The 14,549-nt window shown below is 55.1% G+C and carries 16 protein-coding genes; 9 read left to right on the top strand and 7 right to left on the bottom strand.

Translation table 11 applies throughout. The annotated features are described in order from the left end of the window. Window positions 1–137 precede the first annotated feature (137 nt). The gene (yjfY, locus tag ACMVME_RS10275) at window positions 138–413 is read right to left on the bottom strand and encodes a DUF1471 family protein YjfY (protein ID WP_025206244.1); all 276 of its coding nucleotides are present in this window, start codon (window positions 411–413) and stop codon (window positions 138–140) included. Between the two features lie 341 nt (window positions 414–754). Between yjfY and rpsF the strand changes: the two genes are divergently transcribed. From rpsF to ACMVME_RS10300, 5 genes are all read left to right on the top strand, one after another. Continuing rightward, window positions 755–1,150, top strand: coding sequence for a 30S ribosomal protein S6 (rpsF, locus tag ACMVME_RS10280; RefSeq protein WP_014068637.1), 396 nt, complete (start codon window positions 755–757; stop codon window positions 1,148–1,150). 6 nt (window positions 1,151–1,156) lie between these two features. Beyond that, window positions 1,157–1,471, top strand: a complete 315-nt coding sequence (priB, locus tag ACMVME_RS10285) for a primosomal replication protein N (protein WP_003856035.1) — start codon at window positions 1,157–1,159, stop codon at window positions 1,469–1,471. 4 nt (window positions 1,472–1,475) lie between these two features. Then, entirely contained in the window at window positions 1,476–1,703 is a 228-nt protein-coding gene (rpsR, locus tag ACMVME_RS10290; RefSeq protein ID WP_000135199.1) for a 30S ribosomal protein S18, read from the top strand. 41 nt (window positions 1,704–1,744) lie between these two features. After that, window positions 1,745–2,194, top strand: coding sequence for a 50S ribosomal protein L9 (gene rplI, locus ACMVME_RS10295; protein WP_014168334.1), 450 nt, complete (start codon window positions 1,745–1,747; stop codon window positions 2,192–2,194). A gap of 150 nt (window positions 2,195–2,344) precedes the next feature. Beyond that, window positions 2,345–3,274, top strand: a complete 930-nt coding sequence (locus ACMVME_RS10300; protein WP_025205818.1) for a DMT family transporter — start codon at window positions 2,345–2,347, stop codon at window positions 3,272–3,274. Between the two features lie 45 nt (window positions 3,275–3,319). Here the strand turns inward: ACMVME_RS10300 and ACMVME_RS10305 are convergent, their stop codons facing one another. Then, a complete protein-coding gene (locus tag ACMVME_RS10305) occupies window positions 3,320–3,964 on the bottom strand; it encodes an OapA family protein (RefSeq protein ID WP_020882930.1) in 645 nt (214 codons plus the stop codon). A gap of 233 nt (window positions 3,965–4,197) precedes the next feature. On the opposite strand from ACMVME_RS10305, the gene fklB reads away from it, so the two are divergent. Continuing rightward, window positions 4,198–4,818, top strand: coding sequence for an FKBP-type peptidyl-prolyl cis-trans isomerase (fklB, locus tag ACMVME_RS10310; protein WP_025205816.1), 621 nt, complete (start codon window positions 4,198–4,200; stop codon window positions 4,816–4,818). 313 nt (window positions 4,819–5,131) lie between these two features. Further along, entirely contained in the window at window positions 5,132–6,541 is a 1,410-nt protein-coding gene (gene cycA, locus ACMVME_RS10315; RefSeq protein ID WP_014168338.1) for a D-serine/D-alanine/glycine transporter, read from the top strand. Between the two features lie 65 nt (window positions 6,542–6,606). On the opposite strand, the gene ytfE is transcribed toward cycA, so the two are convergent. Continuing rightward, the gene (ytfE, locus tag ACMVME_RS10320) at window positions 6,607–7,269 is read right to left on the bottom strand and encodes an iron-sulfur cluster repair protein YtfE (RefSeq protein WP_047743171.1); all 663 of its coding nucleotides are present in this window, start codon (window positions 7,267–7,269) and stop codon (window positions 6,607–6,609) included. A gap of 244 nt (window positions 7,270–7,513) precedes the next feature. Here ytfE and ACMVME_RS10325 point away from each other — a divergent pair, with 244 nt between their 5' ends. Next, complete coding sequence (locus ACMVME_RS10325; RefSeq protein WP_068795288.1) at window positions 7,514–9,163, top strand: methyl-accepting chemotaxis protein; 1,650 nt, start codon at window positions 7,514–7,516, stop codon at window positions 9,161–9,163. Here the strand turns inward: ACMVME_RS10325 and ACMVME_RS10330 are convergent. From ACMVME_RS10330 to ACMVME_RS10340, 3 genes are all read right to left on the bottom strand, one after another. Beyond that, on the bottom strand, window positions 9,160–10,125 hold the full coding sequence (locus tag ACMVME_RS10330) for a DMT family transporter (RefSeq protein ID WP_047355596.1): 966 nt from the start codon (window positions 10,123–10,125) through the stop codon (window positions 9,160–9,162). The two genes, ACMVME_RS10325 and ACMVME_RS10330, sit on opposite strands and share 4 nt — an antisense overlap. Window positions 10,126–10,200: 75 nt before the next feature. Further along, a complete protein-coding gene (locus ACMVME_RS10335) occupies window positions 10,201–11,025 on the bottom strand; it encodes an AraC family transcriptional regulator (protein WP_047355597.1) in 825 nt (274 codons plus the stop codon). A gap of 81 nt (window positions 11,026–11,106) precedes the next feature. Beyond that, window positions 11,107–11,955, bottom strand: a complete 849-nt coding sequence (locus ACMVME_RS10340; protein ID WP_068795287.1) for an SDR family oxidoreductase — start codon at window positions 11,953–11,955, stop codon at window positions 11,107–11,109. Window positions 11,956–12,039: 84 nt separating this feature from the next. Here ACMVME_RS10340 and ACMVME_RS10345 point away from each other — a divergent pair, with 84 nt between their 5' ends. Next, window positions 12,040–12,426 carry a winged helix-turn-helix transcriptional regulator gene (locus tag ACMVME_RS10345; RefSeq protein ID WP_014168344.1) on the top strand — a complete coding sequence of 129 codons (387 nt, stop codon included), beginning with the start codon at window positions 12,040–12,042 and terminating at the stop codon, window positions 12,424–12,426. Between the two features lie 44 nt (window positions 12,427–12,470). Here ACMVME_RS10345 and ACMVME_RS10350 read toward each other — a convergent pair whose 3' ends face one another. After that, a complete protein-coding gene (locus tag ACMVME_RS10350) occupies window positions 12,471–14,414 on the bottom strand; it encodes a bifunctional 2',3'-cyclic-nucleotide 2'-phosphodiesterase/3'-nucleotidase (RefSeq protein WP_068795286.1) in 1,944 nt (647 codons plus the stop codon). Between the last annotated feature and the right edge of the window lie 135 nt (window positions 14,415–14,549).

Genomic DNA, 14,549 nt, shown 5'->3' on the forward strand with positions numbered 1-14,549 from the left:
GTGCTCTGGAATACCGAAAAACAGTTGTAACCGGTGGTATTTCAGAGCCATTAGCAAAAAAAAGCCCCCGGGCAGGGGGCAAGTTAAACTATGGCTATGTTCTCTTTGTTGGCTTTCCTGGTGCTAGCGTTAAAGCGTTATCGGTAGATATCTGCACTGGCGTGCATATTGCCGTTGCTGCCGGGCTCACGCATCAGTATGACGTGATAATATTGTGCACCCTGAGCATCGGTCTCTTGATTGAGTGCCTGATCTGCTTCACTTTCAGTGGCGAAATTATGATTGATGTAGATTACGCCTAAGCTTTGCACATCATCCATGTTTTGGGCCTGCCGGCCGTCTATCTTGATGGCTGCCATCGCGTTTGCACTGAGCAAAAGTGCAGCCATTACGGCAAATGCGATTTTTTTCATGATATGCGCTCCACGACTGCGTGCTGTGAAAGGGGGTGTTGCTCTCCTTTTATAAATAAGGTCTCTGATTAAAGTGTAATCACTTATCCGGCGGGGATGCGTGACCATTTCTGATGCTGTTGTTCAAAAAAACAACGCTTCCTGATGTGATTAATTTTAAATCACCCACTTAGACCAGCTTTACGCTTTGTGCGAATTATTTGTGCAATCAGCTTGAGTTTCCAGGGGCGCGCAAGTATTATGACGCGTCAATTTTTCAGCCGACCTTTAACACGTTCCTTGCCTCCCCGGGCCTCGGCTGACCCAGACAGGAGGCTGAATAATCCGTAAGGAGCAATTCGATGCGTCATTACGAAATCGTTTTTATGGTCCATCCTGACCAGAGCGAACAGGTTCCGGGCATGATCGAGCGCTACTCTGCTGCCATCACTGGTGCAGAAGGTACGATCCACCGTCTGGAAGACTGGGGCCGCCGTCAGCTGGCTTACCCGATCAACAAACTGCACAAAGCACACTACGTTCTGATGAACGTTGAAGCGCCGCAGGAAGTGATCGATGAGCTGGAAACTACCTTCCGCTTCAACGATGCCGTTATCCGCAGCATGGTTATGCGTACCAAAAACGCAGTGACCGAAGCATCTCCGATGGTTAAAGCGAAAGACGAGCGCCGTGAGCGTCGCGATGATTTCGCAAACGAAACCGCAGATGATTCTGATGCTGGGGATTCTGAAGAGTAATTTCTGATGACCAACCGTCTGGTGTTGTCCGGTACCGTGTGCAGGACTCCCCTTCGTAAGGTCAGTCCATCAGGAATTCCGCATTGCCAGTTCGTGCTTGAGCATCGTTCTGTGCAAGAGGAAGCCGGCTTTCACCGGCAGGCGTGGTGCCAAATGCCCGTTATTATTAGCGGACACGAAAACCAGGCCATTACTCACAGTTTAACGGTCGGTAGCGCAGTAATCGTTCAGGGGTTCATTTCTTGCCACAAGGCAAAGAACGGCCTGAGCAAAATGGTTCTGCATGCCGAGCAGATTGATTTGATAGATTCTGGAGACTAGCCATATGGCACGTTATTTCCGTCGTCGCAAGTTCTGCCGTTTCACCGCGGAAGGCGTTCAAGAGATCGACTATAAAGATATCGCAACGCTGAAAAACTACATCACCGAAAGCGGTAAGATTGTCCCAAGCCGTATCACCGGTACTCGTGCAAAATACCAGCGTCAGCTGGCTCGCGCTATCAAACGCGCTCGCTACCTGTCCCTGCTGCCGTACACTGATCGTCATCAGTAATCGGGCACGGTCCATTAATACGACTTTAAGAGGATAAGGTAATGCAAGTTATTCTGCTTGATAAAGTAGCAAACCTGGGCAGCCTGGGTGATCAGGTAAACGTTAAAGCGGGCTACGCTCGTAACTTCCTGGTTCCACAGGGTAAAGCTGTTCCAGCTACCAAGAAAAACGTAGAGTTTTTCGAAGCACGTCGCGCTGAACTGGAAGCCAAACTGGCTGACGTTCTGGCGGCTGCTAATGCTCGCGCTGAGTCAATCAACGCACTGGGCACTGTTACCATCGTTTCCAAAGCTGGCGACGAAGGTAAACTGTTCGGTTCCATCGGTACCCGCGATATCGCTGATGCAGTAACTGCAGCTGGCGTTAAAGTGGCTAAGAGCGAAGTTCGTCTGCCGAACGGTGTTCTGCGTACCACTGGTGAGCACGAAGTGGACTTCCAGGTTCACAGCGAAGTGTTCGCTAAACTGGTTGTTAACGTTGTAGCTGAGTAATTTTACTCTGCTCACGTCGAAACGCCGGCCTTGTGCCGGCGTTTTGCTTTTTTAAGGGACCAGCCTCGCGCTTTAGTGCTTGTAGGGTCGCTATTCCTGGCGCATTCTCTGATAATAAAATGAAACGCAATTTTATTTATGAGATTTGACATGGAAACCGCTCTGCCCACGCCCGTATTTGCCCGTCGAAAGGTGGCCTATGCCTGCGCCACGCTCTGCTGTCTGCTTTGGGGTAGCTCTTACCCGGCCATAAAAAGCGGCTATGAACTCTTCCAGATTGCCACCGATGATATTCCCTCAAAAGTCGTGTTCGCCGGTTACCGTTTTCTGTTTGCGGGTGTGCTGCTGCTTCTCTTTGCGTTAGCACAGCGTAAGCCCATCGGCAGGTTCACGCCCGGGCAGTTTGGGCAATTGACCGTCCTGGGGCTGACGCAGACGAGCATTCAGTACACCTTCTTTTATATCGGACTGGCCTACACGACAGGCGTGAACGGCTCGATCATGAACGCCACCGGCACTTTCTTCAGCGTGCTGCTGGCGCACTTCATCTACCACAACGACAAGCTCAGCTATAACAAAACGCTTGGCTGTATTCTGGGCTTTGCCGGAGTGATGCTGGTTAACTTCCACGGCGGGTTAAGCGAATTCAGCTTCGTCTGGAAGGGAGACGGGTTTGTGGTGCTGGCAGCCTTTATCCTTTCTGCCGCCACGCTTTACGGAAAACGCATCTCCCAGACCGTCGACCCGACGGTGATGACCGGCTGGCAGCTGGCTATCGGCGGCGCGGCGCTGGTGGCGGGTGGCTATCTCACGGGAGGGACGCTGGAAGTGCATAGCATGACGGCCGTCGCGGTGCTGGGGTATCTGACGTTACTCTCTTCGGTAGCGTTCGCCCTCTGGAGCGCGCTGCTGAAAGTGAACCGCGTAAGTATGATTGCCCCGTTCAACTTTGTGATCCCCGTTGCCGGGACGGTGCTGTCTGCCATTTTCCTCGGTGAAAACATTCTGGACATCAAATATGCGATTGCGCTGGTGCTGGTCTGCTCGGGGATCTGGTGGGTCAATAAGCGGAGTCACTAAGAAGGGCATTGCCGGGGGGCTGGCTCGCCTTACCCGGCCTGAACATTAACGTGCTCTGATAAAACTACCGTCAGGCTGGCGGGTAAACAGCACCTGCTGGCCATTTCCCGTATCAATCGTGAGCCCGGTGACGACACCGCTGGCATTCTGACGTATCTGCACCAGCTGGCCGTTCTGCAAATTACTGAGCGGCTTGCCCGCGCCTTCCACCTGCGCCATGGCATACACATCGGTTGGCGGCAGATTGTGGTCGCGGAACAGCTGCGCAAGGGTTTTACCCGGCTCTACGCGATAGGAACGCCACTGCTGCTCAATGCCGGTTGGCTGCTGAGCCTGTGGCTCTGCCGGGGCCGCTGCCTGTTCCTGTGGCTGTTCATCCTGAATGGGTTCCGGTTCAACAGGCGCAACCTGTCCCGGATCGTTCGACGGGGTGACCAGTTGCGTCTGCACAGGCTGTGTGTCCGGCTGCGGTCGCGTTTGCGACTGAATATCCAGCTGGGCATTGCGGGTCACCGTCGCGGTGTCGGCGTCATCGCCACCGGAAGGAAGCAGGAAACCCACGATCACCATCAGCGCGCCAATGATGATCCCTCTGCGATGCAGAGGCGGCAGCGGGTCCATGATGCGAAAATTGTCCGGCGCCTGCCAGATTTTCGCCAGGGTAGGTTTCAGTTCAAATCGCCCGGGCATGGCTCTCCTCCTGCTCCGCGTCTTTTTTATCCTGTGCTCCGAAGTATAGTTTGCTAACTGCCTGAACGGCGTAGCAAACCCGACATCCGTGACATTCGTTCGGGATTAATCCTGGTTCTCTCTATTGTTTCTGTTTCGTCGCGGTTTGTCACCTTAACTTCAGACAAAGTTTTACCCATAAGGGCATGGCTGATATGCTGCCCGCTACTTTAAATGTGATGGAAGGAAAACCCATGACCACCCCGACTTTTGACACTATCGAAGCGCAGGCAAGTTACGGTATCGGCTTGCAGGTAGGACAGCAGCTGAGCGAATCCGGCCTGGAAGGTCTGTTACCCGAAGCGCTGGTGGCGGGTATCGCTGATGCGCTGGAAGGCAACAACCCGGCGGTTCCGGTTGATGTTGTGCACCGTGCGCTGCGTGAAATCCACGAACGTGCTGACGCCGTGCGTCGCGCGCGTTTCGAAGAGATGGCTGCAGAAGGCGTGAAATATCTGGAAGAGAACCGTGAGCGTGAAGGCGTGAACAGCACCGAGTCTGGTCTGCAGTTCCGCGTGATCAACCAGGGCGACGGTGCAATCCCGGCGCGTACTGACCACGTTCGCGTGCACTACACCGGTAAACTGATCGACGGTACGGTGTTCGACAGCTCTGTAGCACGTGGCGAACCGGCTGAATTCCCGGTTAACGGCGTTATCGCGGGCTGGATCGAAGCGCTGACCCTGATGCCAGTGGGTTCCAAATGGGAACTGACTATCCCGCACAACCTGGCGTACGGCGAGCGTGGCGCTGGTGCGTCCATCCCGCCATTCAGCACCCTGGTGTTTGAAGTCGAGCTGCTGGAAATTCTGTAATCAGCTTTTCTTATTTCCTCTCTCCTTCGGGGGAGAGGAATATAGTGATAAAACCTATAGTTACGACGGAATCAACATTTTATCTTGCAAACGAAACTGTTGCGTGTATTTTTGTGAGCTGTTTCGCGTTGTATGAGTGATATGACACTCACTTTAAACATATTATTAACATAATATCCAAATCATAGTATTCATCCCGCCGATTCTTACCTAATATCGATGAGTCCTTTCATGGGGACCGTTATTTTTTTGACGTATTTAAAGGCCAGAAGAGCCTTAACAACACAGACAGGCATAAACAGGAAAATATCACATGGTAGATCAGGTTAAAGTCGTCGCCGACGAAGAGGCGTCGTCTGAACAGTCGCTACGGCGCAATCTCACAAACCGTCATATTCAGCTCATTGCCATCGGGGGTGCCATCGGTACCGGGCTGTTTATGGGGTCAGGTAAAACCATCAGTCTTGCCGGGCCGTCGATCATTTTCGTTTATATGATCATCGGTTTTATGCTCTTCTTCGTGATGCGTGCAATGGGTGAATTGCTGCTCTCGAACCTCGAATACAAGTCCTTTAGCGATTTCGCTTCCGACCTGCTTGGACCCTGGGCGGGCTACTTCACCGGCTGGACCTACTGGTTCTGCTGGGTGGTGACCGGCATGGCGGATGTGGTCGCCATCACGGCCTACGCGCAGTTCTGGTTCCCGGGGTTATCGGACTGGGTGGCCTCGCTGGCGGTGATTGTTCTGCTGCTAAGCCTTAACCTCGCCACCGTTAAAATGTTCGGTGAGATGGAGTTCTGGTTTGCGATGATCAAAATCGTGGCGATTATCGCCCTGATTGTTGTCGGCCTGGTGATGGTACTGACGCACTTCCAGTCTCCAACCGGCGTTCAGGCTTCGTTCGCGCATCTGTGGAATGACGGCGGCTGGTTCCCGAAAGGCATCAGTGGCTTCTTTGCCGGTTTCCAGATTGCGGTGTTTGCCTTTGTGGGGATTGAGCTGGTCGGTACCACGGCGGCGGAAACTAAAGATCCGGAGAAATCCCTGCCGCGCGCGATTAACTCCATCCCGATTCGTATCATTATGTTCTACGTCTTCGCGCTGATTATCATCATGTCCGTGACGCCGTGGAGCTCCGTTGTACCGACCAAGAGCCCGTTCGTTGAGCTGTTTGTGCTGGTTGGACTGCCTGCGGCCGCAAGCCTGATTAACTTCGTGGTGCTGACCTCCGCGGCCTCTTCGGCCAACAGTGGGGTGTTCTCTACCAGCCGTATGCTGTTTGGTCTGGCACAGGAAGGGGTTGCGCCACGCGCGTTTGCCAAACTGTCTAAGCGTGCGGTGCCGGCGAAAGGGCTGACCTTCTCCTGTATCTGCCTGCTGGGCGGTGTGGTGATGCTCTACGTGAACCCGAGTGTGATCGGTGCGTTTACCATGATCACCACGGTCTCTGCGATCCTGTTCATGTTCGTCTGGACCATCATCCTGTGTTCTTACCTGGTGTACCGCAAACAGCGTCCGCACCTGCATGAAAAATCGATCTACAAAATGCCGCTGGGCAAGCTGATGTGCTGGGTGTGCATGGCGTTCTTCGTCTTCGTGCTGGTTCTGCTGACGCTGGAAGACGATACCCGTCAGGCGTTAATCGTCACGCCGCTGTGGTTCATCGCGCTGGGGCTGGGATGGTTATTTATCGGTAAGAAACGTATGGCAGGCATGCGTTAATAAAAAAGGCCACAGATGCTGTGGCCGAATGATAACCTCAGGAAGGCGCTCTCGGGCGCCTTTTTTTATTCACCTGCGAGGGCACGCGGGAACAGGACGTTGTTCTCAAGACTGATGTGCTCCATCAGGTCGTCGATCATCTCGTTAATGCCGTTGTACATCGCTTTCCACGTGGTGCACGCCTCTGGTGGCGGTGTAACGTTATGGGTAGTGTGTTTAATCACTTCCAGCAGCTCGCCTGCATCATCATGTTCGCTTTCCATGACGCTGATGGGCCCCATCGCCTGGCTGCCCATACCCTGTTTGATCATCGGGAAGAGGATTTGCTCCTCTTTCATCATGTGGCTGGAAAGCTCTTCGTGAAGCAGGGTCAGGTATTTCGCCAGACCGCGCGGTACGGAAGGTTTGTCGGCGTGAACGCGCTCCACTTTTGTCGCCTGCAGGATCAGTTCAGGCAGCTGTTCACGGTGACGGTCGTGAAAACGCACGATGATATGGTCGATGATGTCGGCAAGGGCTGCAGTGCGCCAGTCTTTCTCAATAGGCTGCTCAGCCAGTTGCGCCAGCTCCGCTTCAATGAGCCCCACATCCAGCTCTTTACGCGAGGCGGCACGTGCCAGGGTTTGCTTACCGCCACAGCAGTAATCCATATCGTATTTACGAAACAGCGCGGACGCGCACGGGATGGAGAGCGCCAGCTCGCCAAGGGGTTGGTCGCGGAAGGCCATAGCAGTTACCTCGTCATCAATAATATAAGGTGCATTTTAAATGCATCTTTAAGGCGATGCTATAACCCTTTAGAGGGAAGGGGCAAAGTGAGAGCCATATCACAAAAAATAATGACTTTTAACTTGCTGAATGAATGCAGGAAATTACTTTAGAAAGTTTTTTAACGTGGGGAAACAGTAAACAACTCGCCGTGCCTGCCGATATATCCACGTCAGACAAACCTGCATATAAAAAAGGCAACGCATGTTTAAACGTATAAAAGTCATTACCCTTCTTATTTCGGTGCTGCTTGTGCTCGGCATCATGCAAGTCATTTCCGCCGGCATTTTTATCAACGCGCTGAATAACGACAAAGATAACTTCACCGTCTCGCAGCTCTCAAGCCAGAATGTCGCCGAGTTTACCGATGCATGGATCAGCCTCAACCAGGCCCGCGTGACCCTGAACCGCGGCATGCTGCGTCTGCAAAGCAGCATGGCGTCTCAGATTAACGGCGGCCAGTTGAATGAACTGGTGAACACGGCGAAGAACCTGCTGGCGGATGCGCAGTCCCATTACGATAAATACTACGCTTTGCCTAATACTCCAGGTCTGGACGAGAATCTGGCTAACCGTCTGGAAGAGCAGTACCGTATTTACTCCGCCACGCTGACACAAATGAACGTCCTGCTGGGCCAGGGCAATCTGGAAGATATGTTCAAGCAGAATGCGGAGCAGAAACAGACCGCGATGCAGAACGTGTACCGTGAATGGCGTGAAGCCCAGGCCGTCCTCACGGACAGAGGGATTAAAGATAACGAAAACGATTATAAACGTATCCTGTGGATCCTCTCTGCGGTCATGCTGCTTGTGATTGCCGTGATCGTCTCCAGCTGGATTGCGATGCGCCGCGTTCTGCTGCTGCCGCTGCAGGATGTGATCGGCCATATCCGCGCCATTGCCGCAGGGGATTTGACCCAGCCGATTCAGGCAGAGGGTAAGAATGAAATGGCAATCCTGGCGCGCAACGTTCAGGAGATGCAAACCTCGCTGGCAAACACGGTGGGCGTGGTGCGTGAAGGCGCAGACACCATTTACACCGGTGCAGGGGAAATCTCTGCGGGCAGCAACGACCTCTCTTCCCGTACCGAGCAGCAGGCTGCCTCTCTGGAAGAGACGGCTGCCAGCATGGAACAACTGACCGCCACGGTAAAACAAAACGCCGATAACGCACGTCAGGCTTCCCGTCTGGCGCTCGATGCCTCCTCAACCGCGAAGAAGGGCGGTAACGTGGTGGAGGGTGTGGTGCGCACCATGGACGACATTGCGACCAGTTCCAGCAAAATTGCGCAAATTACCAACGTAATCGACGGCATTGCCTTCCAGACAAACATCCTGGCGCTGAACGCGGCGGTGGAAGCCGCGCGTGCAGGCGAGCAGGGCCGTGGCTTTGCGGTGGTCGCAGGTGAGGTGCGTACCCTGGCCCAGCGTAGCGCTCAGGCGGCAAAAGAGATTAAAGTGCTGATCGACGATTCCGGCGAGCGCGTGAATGCCGGCTCACAGCTGGTAAACGAAGCCGGGGCGACGATGGCGGAGATCGTGAATGCGGTCACCCGTGTGACCGACATCATGGGCGAGATTGCCTCTGCCTCTGACGAGCAGAGCCGCGGTATCGATCAGGTAGGTCAGGCGGTGGCCGAGATGGATCGCGTGACCCAGCAGAACGCCTCGCTGGTAGAGGAGTCTGCGGCAGCGGCGGCCGCGCTGGAAGATCAGGCGGCACGCCTGAACGAAGCGGTGGCGGTGTTTAAAATTACCCGCAACCCGGTGGTCAACGCCGCGCCGGTGAAAAGCTACACTCCAGCGGCTAAACCTGTTGCGGCGACGTCTGAAGCGAACTGGGAAACGTTTTAACTCTCTGAAGCCGGAACGACCATCGGTTTTTCCGGCTTTGCTCTCACCGCCATCACGACCCCAACGACCAGCAATATAATCCCGCAGGCGGTTAACAGCGGCGGTACGCTCTGGCGCATCAGGAAGGTGTAAAGCAGCCCGGCCAGCGTTTCGAATACAATCAACGGCCCTAAAATCACCGTCGGCAGCTTCTGGCTGGCGATATTCCAGCACAGCGCGCCCACCCACGAGCAGAGCACCGCAATCGCCAGCATCAGCCCGACAAAGACCCACGGTCTCGGCCCGAACGGTTGAGCGAAATCCGGTTGCTGATGGCCTAACCAGAGACAGGCCCCCACATAGCCTATAAGCGAAACCGGGAGCGTGACCAACGCCTGAGCCGTCGCCCACATCATCGGGTGTTTATCCGGGTTTTCCCGCAGCCAGCGCGCGTTGCGCAGGGCATACCACGCCCAGCACACCACGGAAACGAATGCCAGCAGGATGCCAGAACCGTAACGCAACAGCGAGAAGTCCTCCAGCCCATGCTGCAGCTCGGCAATGTTGACGCAGACCAGCCCCACGGCGGTACACCCCAACGCTGGTACCATTTTTGACCACGCCAGTTTCCCGTCGCGGTGGCTGTAAAGCAGGTTAGCGAAGACCGGGATCACCACGGGCAGCGTGCCGATAATCATGGTAGATACCGGTGCACCGGTTCGCTGAATGGCGCTCGCCAGGCAAACATAATAGATAAGGTTGCCCATCATGGTCAGCGCCAGCGCGGTGAACCAGTCCTGTCGGCCGAGCTGACGCAAACGTGCACGACCGAGCCACGCCAGCGGGAGAGCAATCAGCCCCAGTGCCAGATAACGTCCGGTCGACTGCAGTATTGCCGGGTACTCCGGCACGATCAGCGGGCCGACAAAAATCAGTCCCCACATCAGACCCGCAAGCAGGGCATACAACACACCACTAATCATTTTTCCATCCACATCGGTTTATTCTGCGTTCAGTGTAGGAGGGGGAAGGGCGCGCGTATTGTATGAGGTTGCGCATCAGCGCTTAACGACCTGTTTCTGGTAGCGCACGGGGGTAATGCCATAGCGGCGGGTAAAGGTGCGAGTCAAATGGGATTGATCGGTCAGCCCGGTCGCGGCGGCGACTTCGGCGGCGGGCATGCCGCGCGTGAGAAACGCTTTGGCGCGCCACAGGCGGATAGCCATCAGCATCTGATGCGGAGTGACATGGAAATGCGCCTTGAACTGGCGCTGAAAATGGTAGGGGCTGAGTGAGACCACGTTGGCCAGCTCGTCCAGCGTCAGGGCGTGCATGTAGTTGTCGTGCATATACTCACGAACCCGTTCGAACCGGTGTGCACCTTCCCGGGTAACCGGCGCGTGGCGGGCTAACGGCTGGAAGGTCTCGATCAGATCCAGCAGCAGGCCTTTTTGCGCCAGCGGGTCGTCCGTATGCCACAGGCCATAGATAAGCCTGCCGATTTGCTGTGAGCGCAGCGGGTCATGGCGGGTTACGTCGCTAAACCACCAGTGGCGAAGGCCGGTCACCTCTTCCAGCAGGTCGGGTTCGATGTAAACCATCCGGTAGCGCCAGCCGCCATCCGTCGCCGACTCCCCGGTGTGGATCTCGTCCGGGTTCATGGTCACGACGGATTTTTCCGCCGCGAGATGCTGGGTACCGCGATAGCGAAAGCGTTCGGCACCGGTTTCAATGGTGCCGATGCCGAAGGCTTCATGCGTATGAGGCTCAAAGGCGTAGTCAGAAATATGCGCGTGATAAAGCTCCAGGCCCGGCAAATGCGCCAGATGGCGAAAGCGCGCGCTGTCTCTCTCATCAATGAACTGTTCCGGTACGCCCTGCACGGTGAACCTCCTCATGAGTCATCTCTCCATTATCAGAGATGACCCGAGGGGATGCTACAAAAAATAACCATTTTGCAACATTTACAGGATGGCTTTAATGCTCTCTGAAAGCGGTGTGGTTGGACGCCCGATCAGTTTGCTCAGCGTATGGCTGTCGTCAAACAGACCGCCTTTAGACGCGCCCACATCGGAGTCCGCCAGCATCTCCGCCAGCCCGGCAGGCAGGCCAACGCCCTTCAGCGCCGCGGCAAAATCCGCCTCGCTCATGTTCTGATACGTCACGTTTTTGCCGCTCTGTTTGCTGAGTTCGGCTGCCAGTTCACTCAGCGTCCAGGCGTGGTCGCCGGCCAACTCGTATACGTTGCCTGCATGGCCGTCCCCGGAGATGACTTTTGCCGCGGCAGCCGCGTAATCCGCACGGGTGGCCGAGGCGATTTTGCCTTCACCGGCGGCGCCAATAAATACGCCGTGCTCCAGCGCGGACGGTGCGCTCGCCAGATAGTTTTCGGTGTACCAGCCGTTACGCAGCAGGGCGTAAGGGATGCCGGACTCCGCCAGCGCCTTCTCCGTCGCGACGTGTTCAACGTGCAGGCCCAGCGGCGATTTATCCGCATGCAGCAGGCTGGTATAGGCGATGAATTTCACGCCAGCGGCTTTGGCAGCATTAATGACGTTCTGATGTTGGGTGGCGCGCTGACCTACTTCGCTGGAGGAGATCAGCAGCAGCTTATCTACGCCCTTAAGCGCGGAGGTCATTGTGCTTTCGTCAGCGTAATCCCCCTGACGAACGGTAATTCCCTGCTGGCTCAGGGCTTCAGCTTTTGCCGGATTGCGGACAATCGCCACAATCTGGTTTGCCGGTACGGTGTTTAACAGCTGTTCGATAACGAGCTGGCCAAGCTGGCCGGTTGCGCCGGTAATTGCGATCATGATGAATCCTCTTCGTGTTTGTCTGGTGTTGTGGCACACTAGCACCATAGCTAACTTTTAGTAAGTACGTACATAAAGGTAAGTATGAAAACAACGATACCGACACTCAGCGAACAAATGCGCGATGGCAACCTCTTCGCGGAACAGTGTCCTTCCAGAGAGGTTCTCAAACATGTCACCAGCCGCTGGGGCGTGCTGATTCTGGTGGCCCTGCGGCAGGGAACCCACCGTTTCAGCGACCTGCGCCGAAAAATGGGGGGCGTCAGCGAAAAGATGCTGGCCCAGTCGCTACAGGCGCTGGAACAGGACGGGTTTGTTAATCGCGTCTCGTATCCGGTTGTACCACCGCACGTTGAGTATAGCCTGACGCCGTTAGGGACAGAGGTGAGTGAGAAAGTGGCCGCGCTGGCGGACTGGATAGAAGTGCATACGCCGCAGGTGATGGCGAACCGGGAAGAACGCGCGGCGTAAAGGCAGGCCGGGTAAGGCGAAGCCGCTACCCGGCACATACCGCGTTACTTGCTTAAATCCACCTGATAAATGGCGAAGCCAATATCATCCGTTGCAACTTTCTTCATCGGATAGTGGGCTTTATCGTTAATAAACGCCGCCGCTTTATCGGACGGTGAAGTTTCAAAACGGATGTCCAGCGGCGTGTCGCTGTGAATGGGGGCCAGGCGCCAGTTGTTGTCCACTGCCGGATGAATGCCCCCCGCTTTTTTGGACTCCGCGCTGATCCATGCCGCCAGCACCGAGCGGTTCTCGTCCGGTGAGGCAAAGGCAATATGGCTATCTCCCGTGCCGGCAAACTTGCCGCCGTAGGCGCGGTAGTTATTGGTTACCACCAGGAAGGTGGCATTCGGGTCGATGGCTTTGCCCTTAAAGGTCAGGTTTTTGATGCGCTCGGCCTGCGGGTTAATGACCTGGCATTCGCCGTCATATTTTGCAGGCTGGGTAACATCAATCTGATACTCCACGCCGTCAATCACGTCAAAGTTATAGGTCCGGAACCCGTCCCAGTTAATCAGCGACTGCGGTTTACTGCTCTTCGGATCGATCTGGTTAAACTGCCCGGCGGAGCACTCCAGCCACGCTTTCACCTCTTTGCCCGTCGCTTTGACCACCACCAGGGTGTTCGGATAGAGGTAGAGATCGGCGGCGTTACGGAAGGTCAACTGGCCCTTTTCGACTTCAACGTAGCTTGCCGGGTCATTCTTACGCCCGCCCACTTTGAACGGTGCCGCGGCCGACAGCACCGGCAGTTTTGCCAGGTCCGGGTCGCCCTGAATAACGTGTTCGACATAGGCTTTTTGCGCCATGTTAACCACCTGGACAGTCGGGTCATCCTGCACCAGCGCCAGGTAGCTGTACATGTTATCCGCCGATTTACCGATCGGCTTGCTGACGAAGTCGCGGGTGGCGTCGTGGTCATGCTTCAGCACGTCGACCAGTTTTTTATCTTCGGCGGCCAGTGATTTTTTAGCCGCAGCGTCGTAAATCGGGCGCGCCTCTGCTTTTGACTGAGTGACCTTCCAGTCGCCGCCGTCGTTATTGAGGACCAGATCCACCACACCAAGGTGGTCGCCCCACATGCCCGGCATCACCGACGGCATGCCATTGAGCGTCCCTTTCTCGATGTCTGCACCCTTAATGTTGGCAAAGTCCTTACCCGGGAAGACCGCGTGGGCGTGGCCGAACAGGATCGCATCGACGCCCGGGACTTCACTCAGATAATAAACGGAGTTTTCCGCCATGGCCTGATACGGATCGGCGGAGAGTCCCGAGTGCGCAACCACCACAACCAGATCTGCGCCTTTTTCGCGCATTTCCGGCACGTATTTGCGCGCAGTTTCGGTAATATCGTTAACGGTCACTTTACCGTCGAGGTTGGCTTTATCCCAGGTCATGATTTGCGGCGGCACAAAGCCGATATAGCCGATTTTAAGCGTCTGTTTTTTACCGTCCTGATCGACAACCTCGGTCTCTTTAATCAGATAGGGGGTAAAGAGCGGCTTCTGCGTCTTAACGTCGATGATATTGGCGTTAACGTACGGGAATTTCGCGCCAGCCAGCGCATCGTGCAGGTACTTCAGGCCGTAGTTAAATTCGTGGTTGCCCAGGTTGCCGACGGTATAGTCCAGGGTGTTCATCGCTTTATACACCGGGTGGATCTCGCCTTTCTTCAGCCCCTTCGCCGCCATATAGTCCCCGAGCGGGCTACCCTGAATGAGATCGCCGTTGTCGACCAGTACGCTGTTTTTAACTTCATTGCGGGCGGCAGCGATCAAACTTGCCGTGCGTACCAGTCCGAATTTTTCCGTCGGGGTATCTTTGTAGTAATCGAAGTCCATCATGTTGCTGTGCAGGTCGGTAGTTTCCAGAATTCGCAGGTCTACCGTCGCCGCCTGTACGCTCACTGCAATCAGCGTCGCCAGAAGCGTTGCGCTAAACTTAATCATCAGAGGAGTCCTTTTTTCGATCCAGGCCACAAAAGAGTATGTATCTATAGCGTGTTGCTTACATAAATGTGAATCCTGACAGAAAAAAGCGCCATGAAACCAGAATTGCTTCACAGATAGCGGAATTGTTCCCAT

Origin of the sequence: Enterobacter cloacae complex sp. 2024EL-00711 (assembly GCF_047529885.1) — a bacterium.
Classification (GTDB): domain Bacteria; phylum Pseudomonadota; class Gammaproteobacteria; order Enterobacterales; family Enterobacteriaceae; genus Enterobacter; species Enterobacter ludwigii.

Excerpts from the sequence above, each read along its gene's own strand:
- yjfY (WP_025206244.1), bottom strand. The coding sequence starts at position 413 with ATGAAAAAAATCGCATTTGCCGTAATGGCTGCACTTTTGCTCAGTGCA.
- rpsF (WP_014068637.1), top strand. The coding sequence starts at position 755 with ATGCGTCATTACGAAATCGTTTTTATGGTCCATCCTGACCAGAGCGAA.
- priB (WP_003856035.1), top strand. The coding sequence starts at position 1,157 with ATGACCAACCGTCTGGTGTTGTCCGGTACCGTGTGCAGGACTCCCCTT.
- rpsR (WP_000135199.1), top strand. The coding sequence starts at position 1,476 with ATGGCACGTTATTTCCGTCGTCGCAAGTTCTGCCGTTTCACCGCGGAA.
- rplI (WP_014168334.1), top strand. The coding sequence starts at position 1,745 with ATGCAAGTTATTCTGCTTGATAAAGTAGCAAACCTGGGCAGCCTGGGT.
- ACMVME_RS10300 (WP_025205818.1), top strand. The coding sequence starts at position 2,345 with ATGGAAACCGCTCTGCCCACGCCCGTATTTGCCCGTCGAAAGGTGGCC.
- ACMVME_RS10305 (WP_020882930.1), bottom strand. The coding sequence starts at position 3,964 with ATGCCCGGGCGATTTGAACTGAAACCTACCCTGGCGAAAATCTGGCAG.
- fklB (WP_025205816.1), top strand. The coding sequence starts at position 4,198 with ATGACCACCCCGACTTTTGACACTATCGAAGCGCAGGCAAGTTACGGT.
- cycA (WP_014168338.1), top strand. The coding sequence starts at position 5,132 with ATGGTAGATCAGGTTAAAGTCGTCGCCGACGAAGAGGCGTCGTCTGAA.
- ytfE (WP_047743171.1), bottom strand. The coding sequence starts at position 7,269 with ATGGCCTTCCGCGACCAACCCCTTGGCGAGCTGGCGCTCTCCATCCCG.
- ACMVME_RS10325 (WP_068795288.1), top strand. The coding sequence starts at position 7,514 with ATGTTTAAACGTATAAAAGTCATTACCCTTCTTATTTCGGTGCTGCTT.
- ACMVME_RS10330 (WP_047355596.1), bottom strand. The coding sequence starts at position 10,125 with ATGATTAGTGGTGTGTTGTATGCCCTGCTTGCGGGTCTGATGTGGGGA.
- ACMVME_RS10340 (WP_068795287.1), bottom strand. The coding sequence starts at position 11,955 with ATGATCGCAATTACCGGCGCAACCGGCCAGCTTGGCCAGCTCGTTATC.
- ACMVME_RS10345 (WP_014168344.1), top strand. The coding sequence starts at position 12,040 with ATGAAAACAACGATACCGACACTCAGCGAACAAATGCGCGATGGCAAC.
- ACMVME_RS10350 (WP_068795286.1), bottom strand. The coding sequence starts at position 14,414 with ATGATTAAGTTTAGCGCAACGCTTCTGGCGACGCTGATTGCAGTGAGC.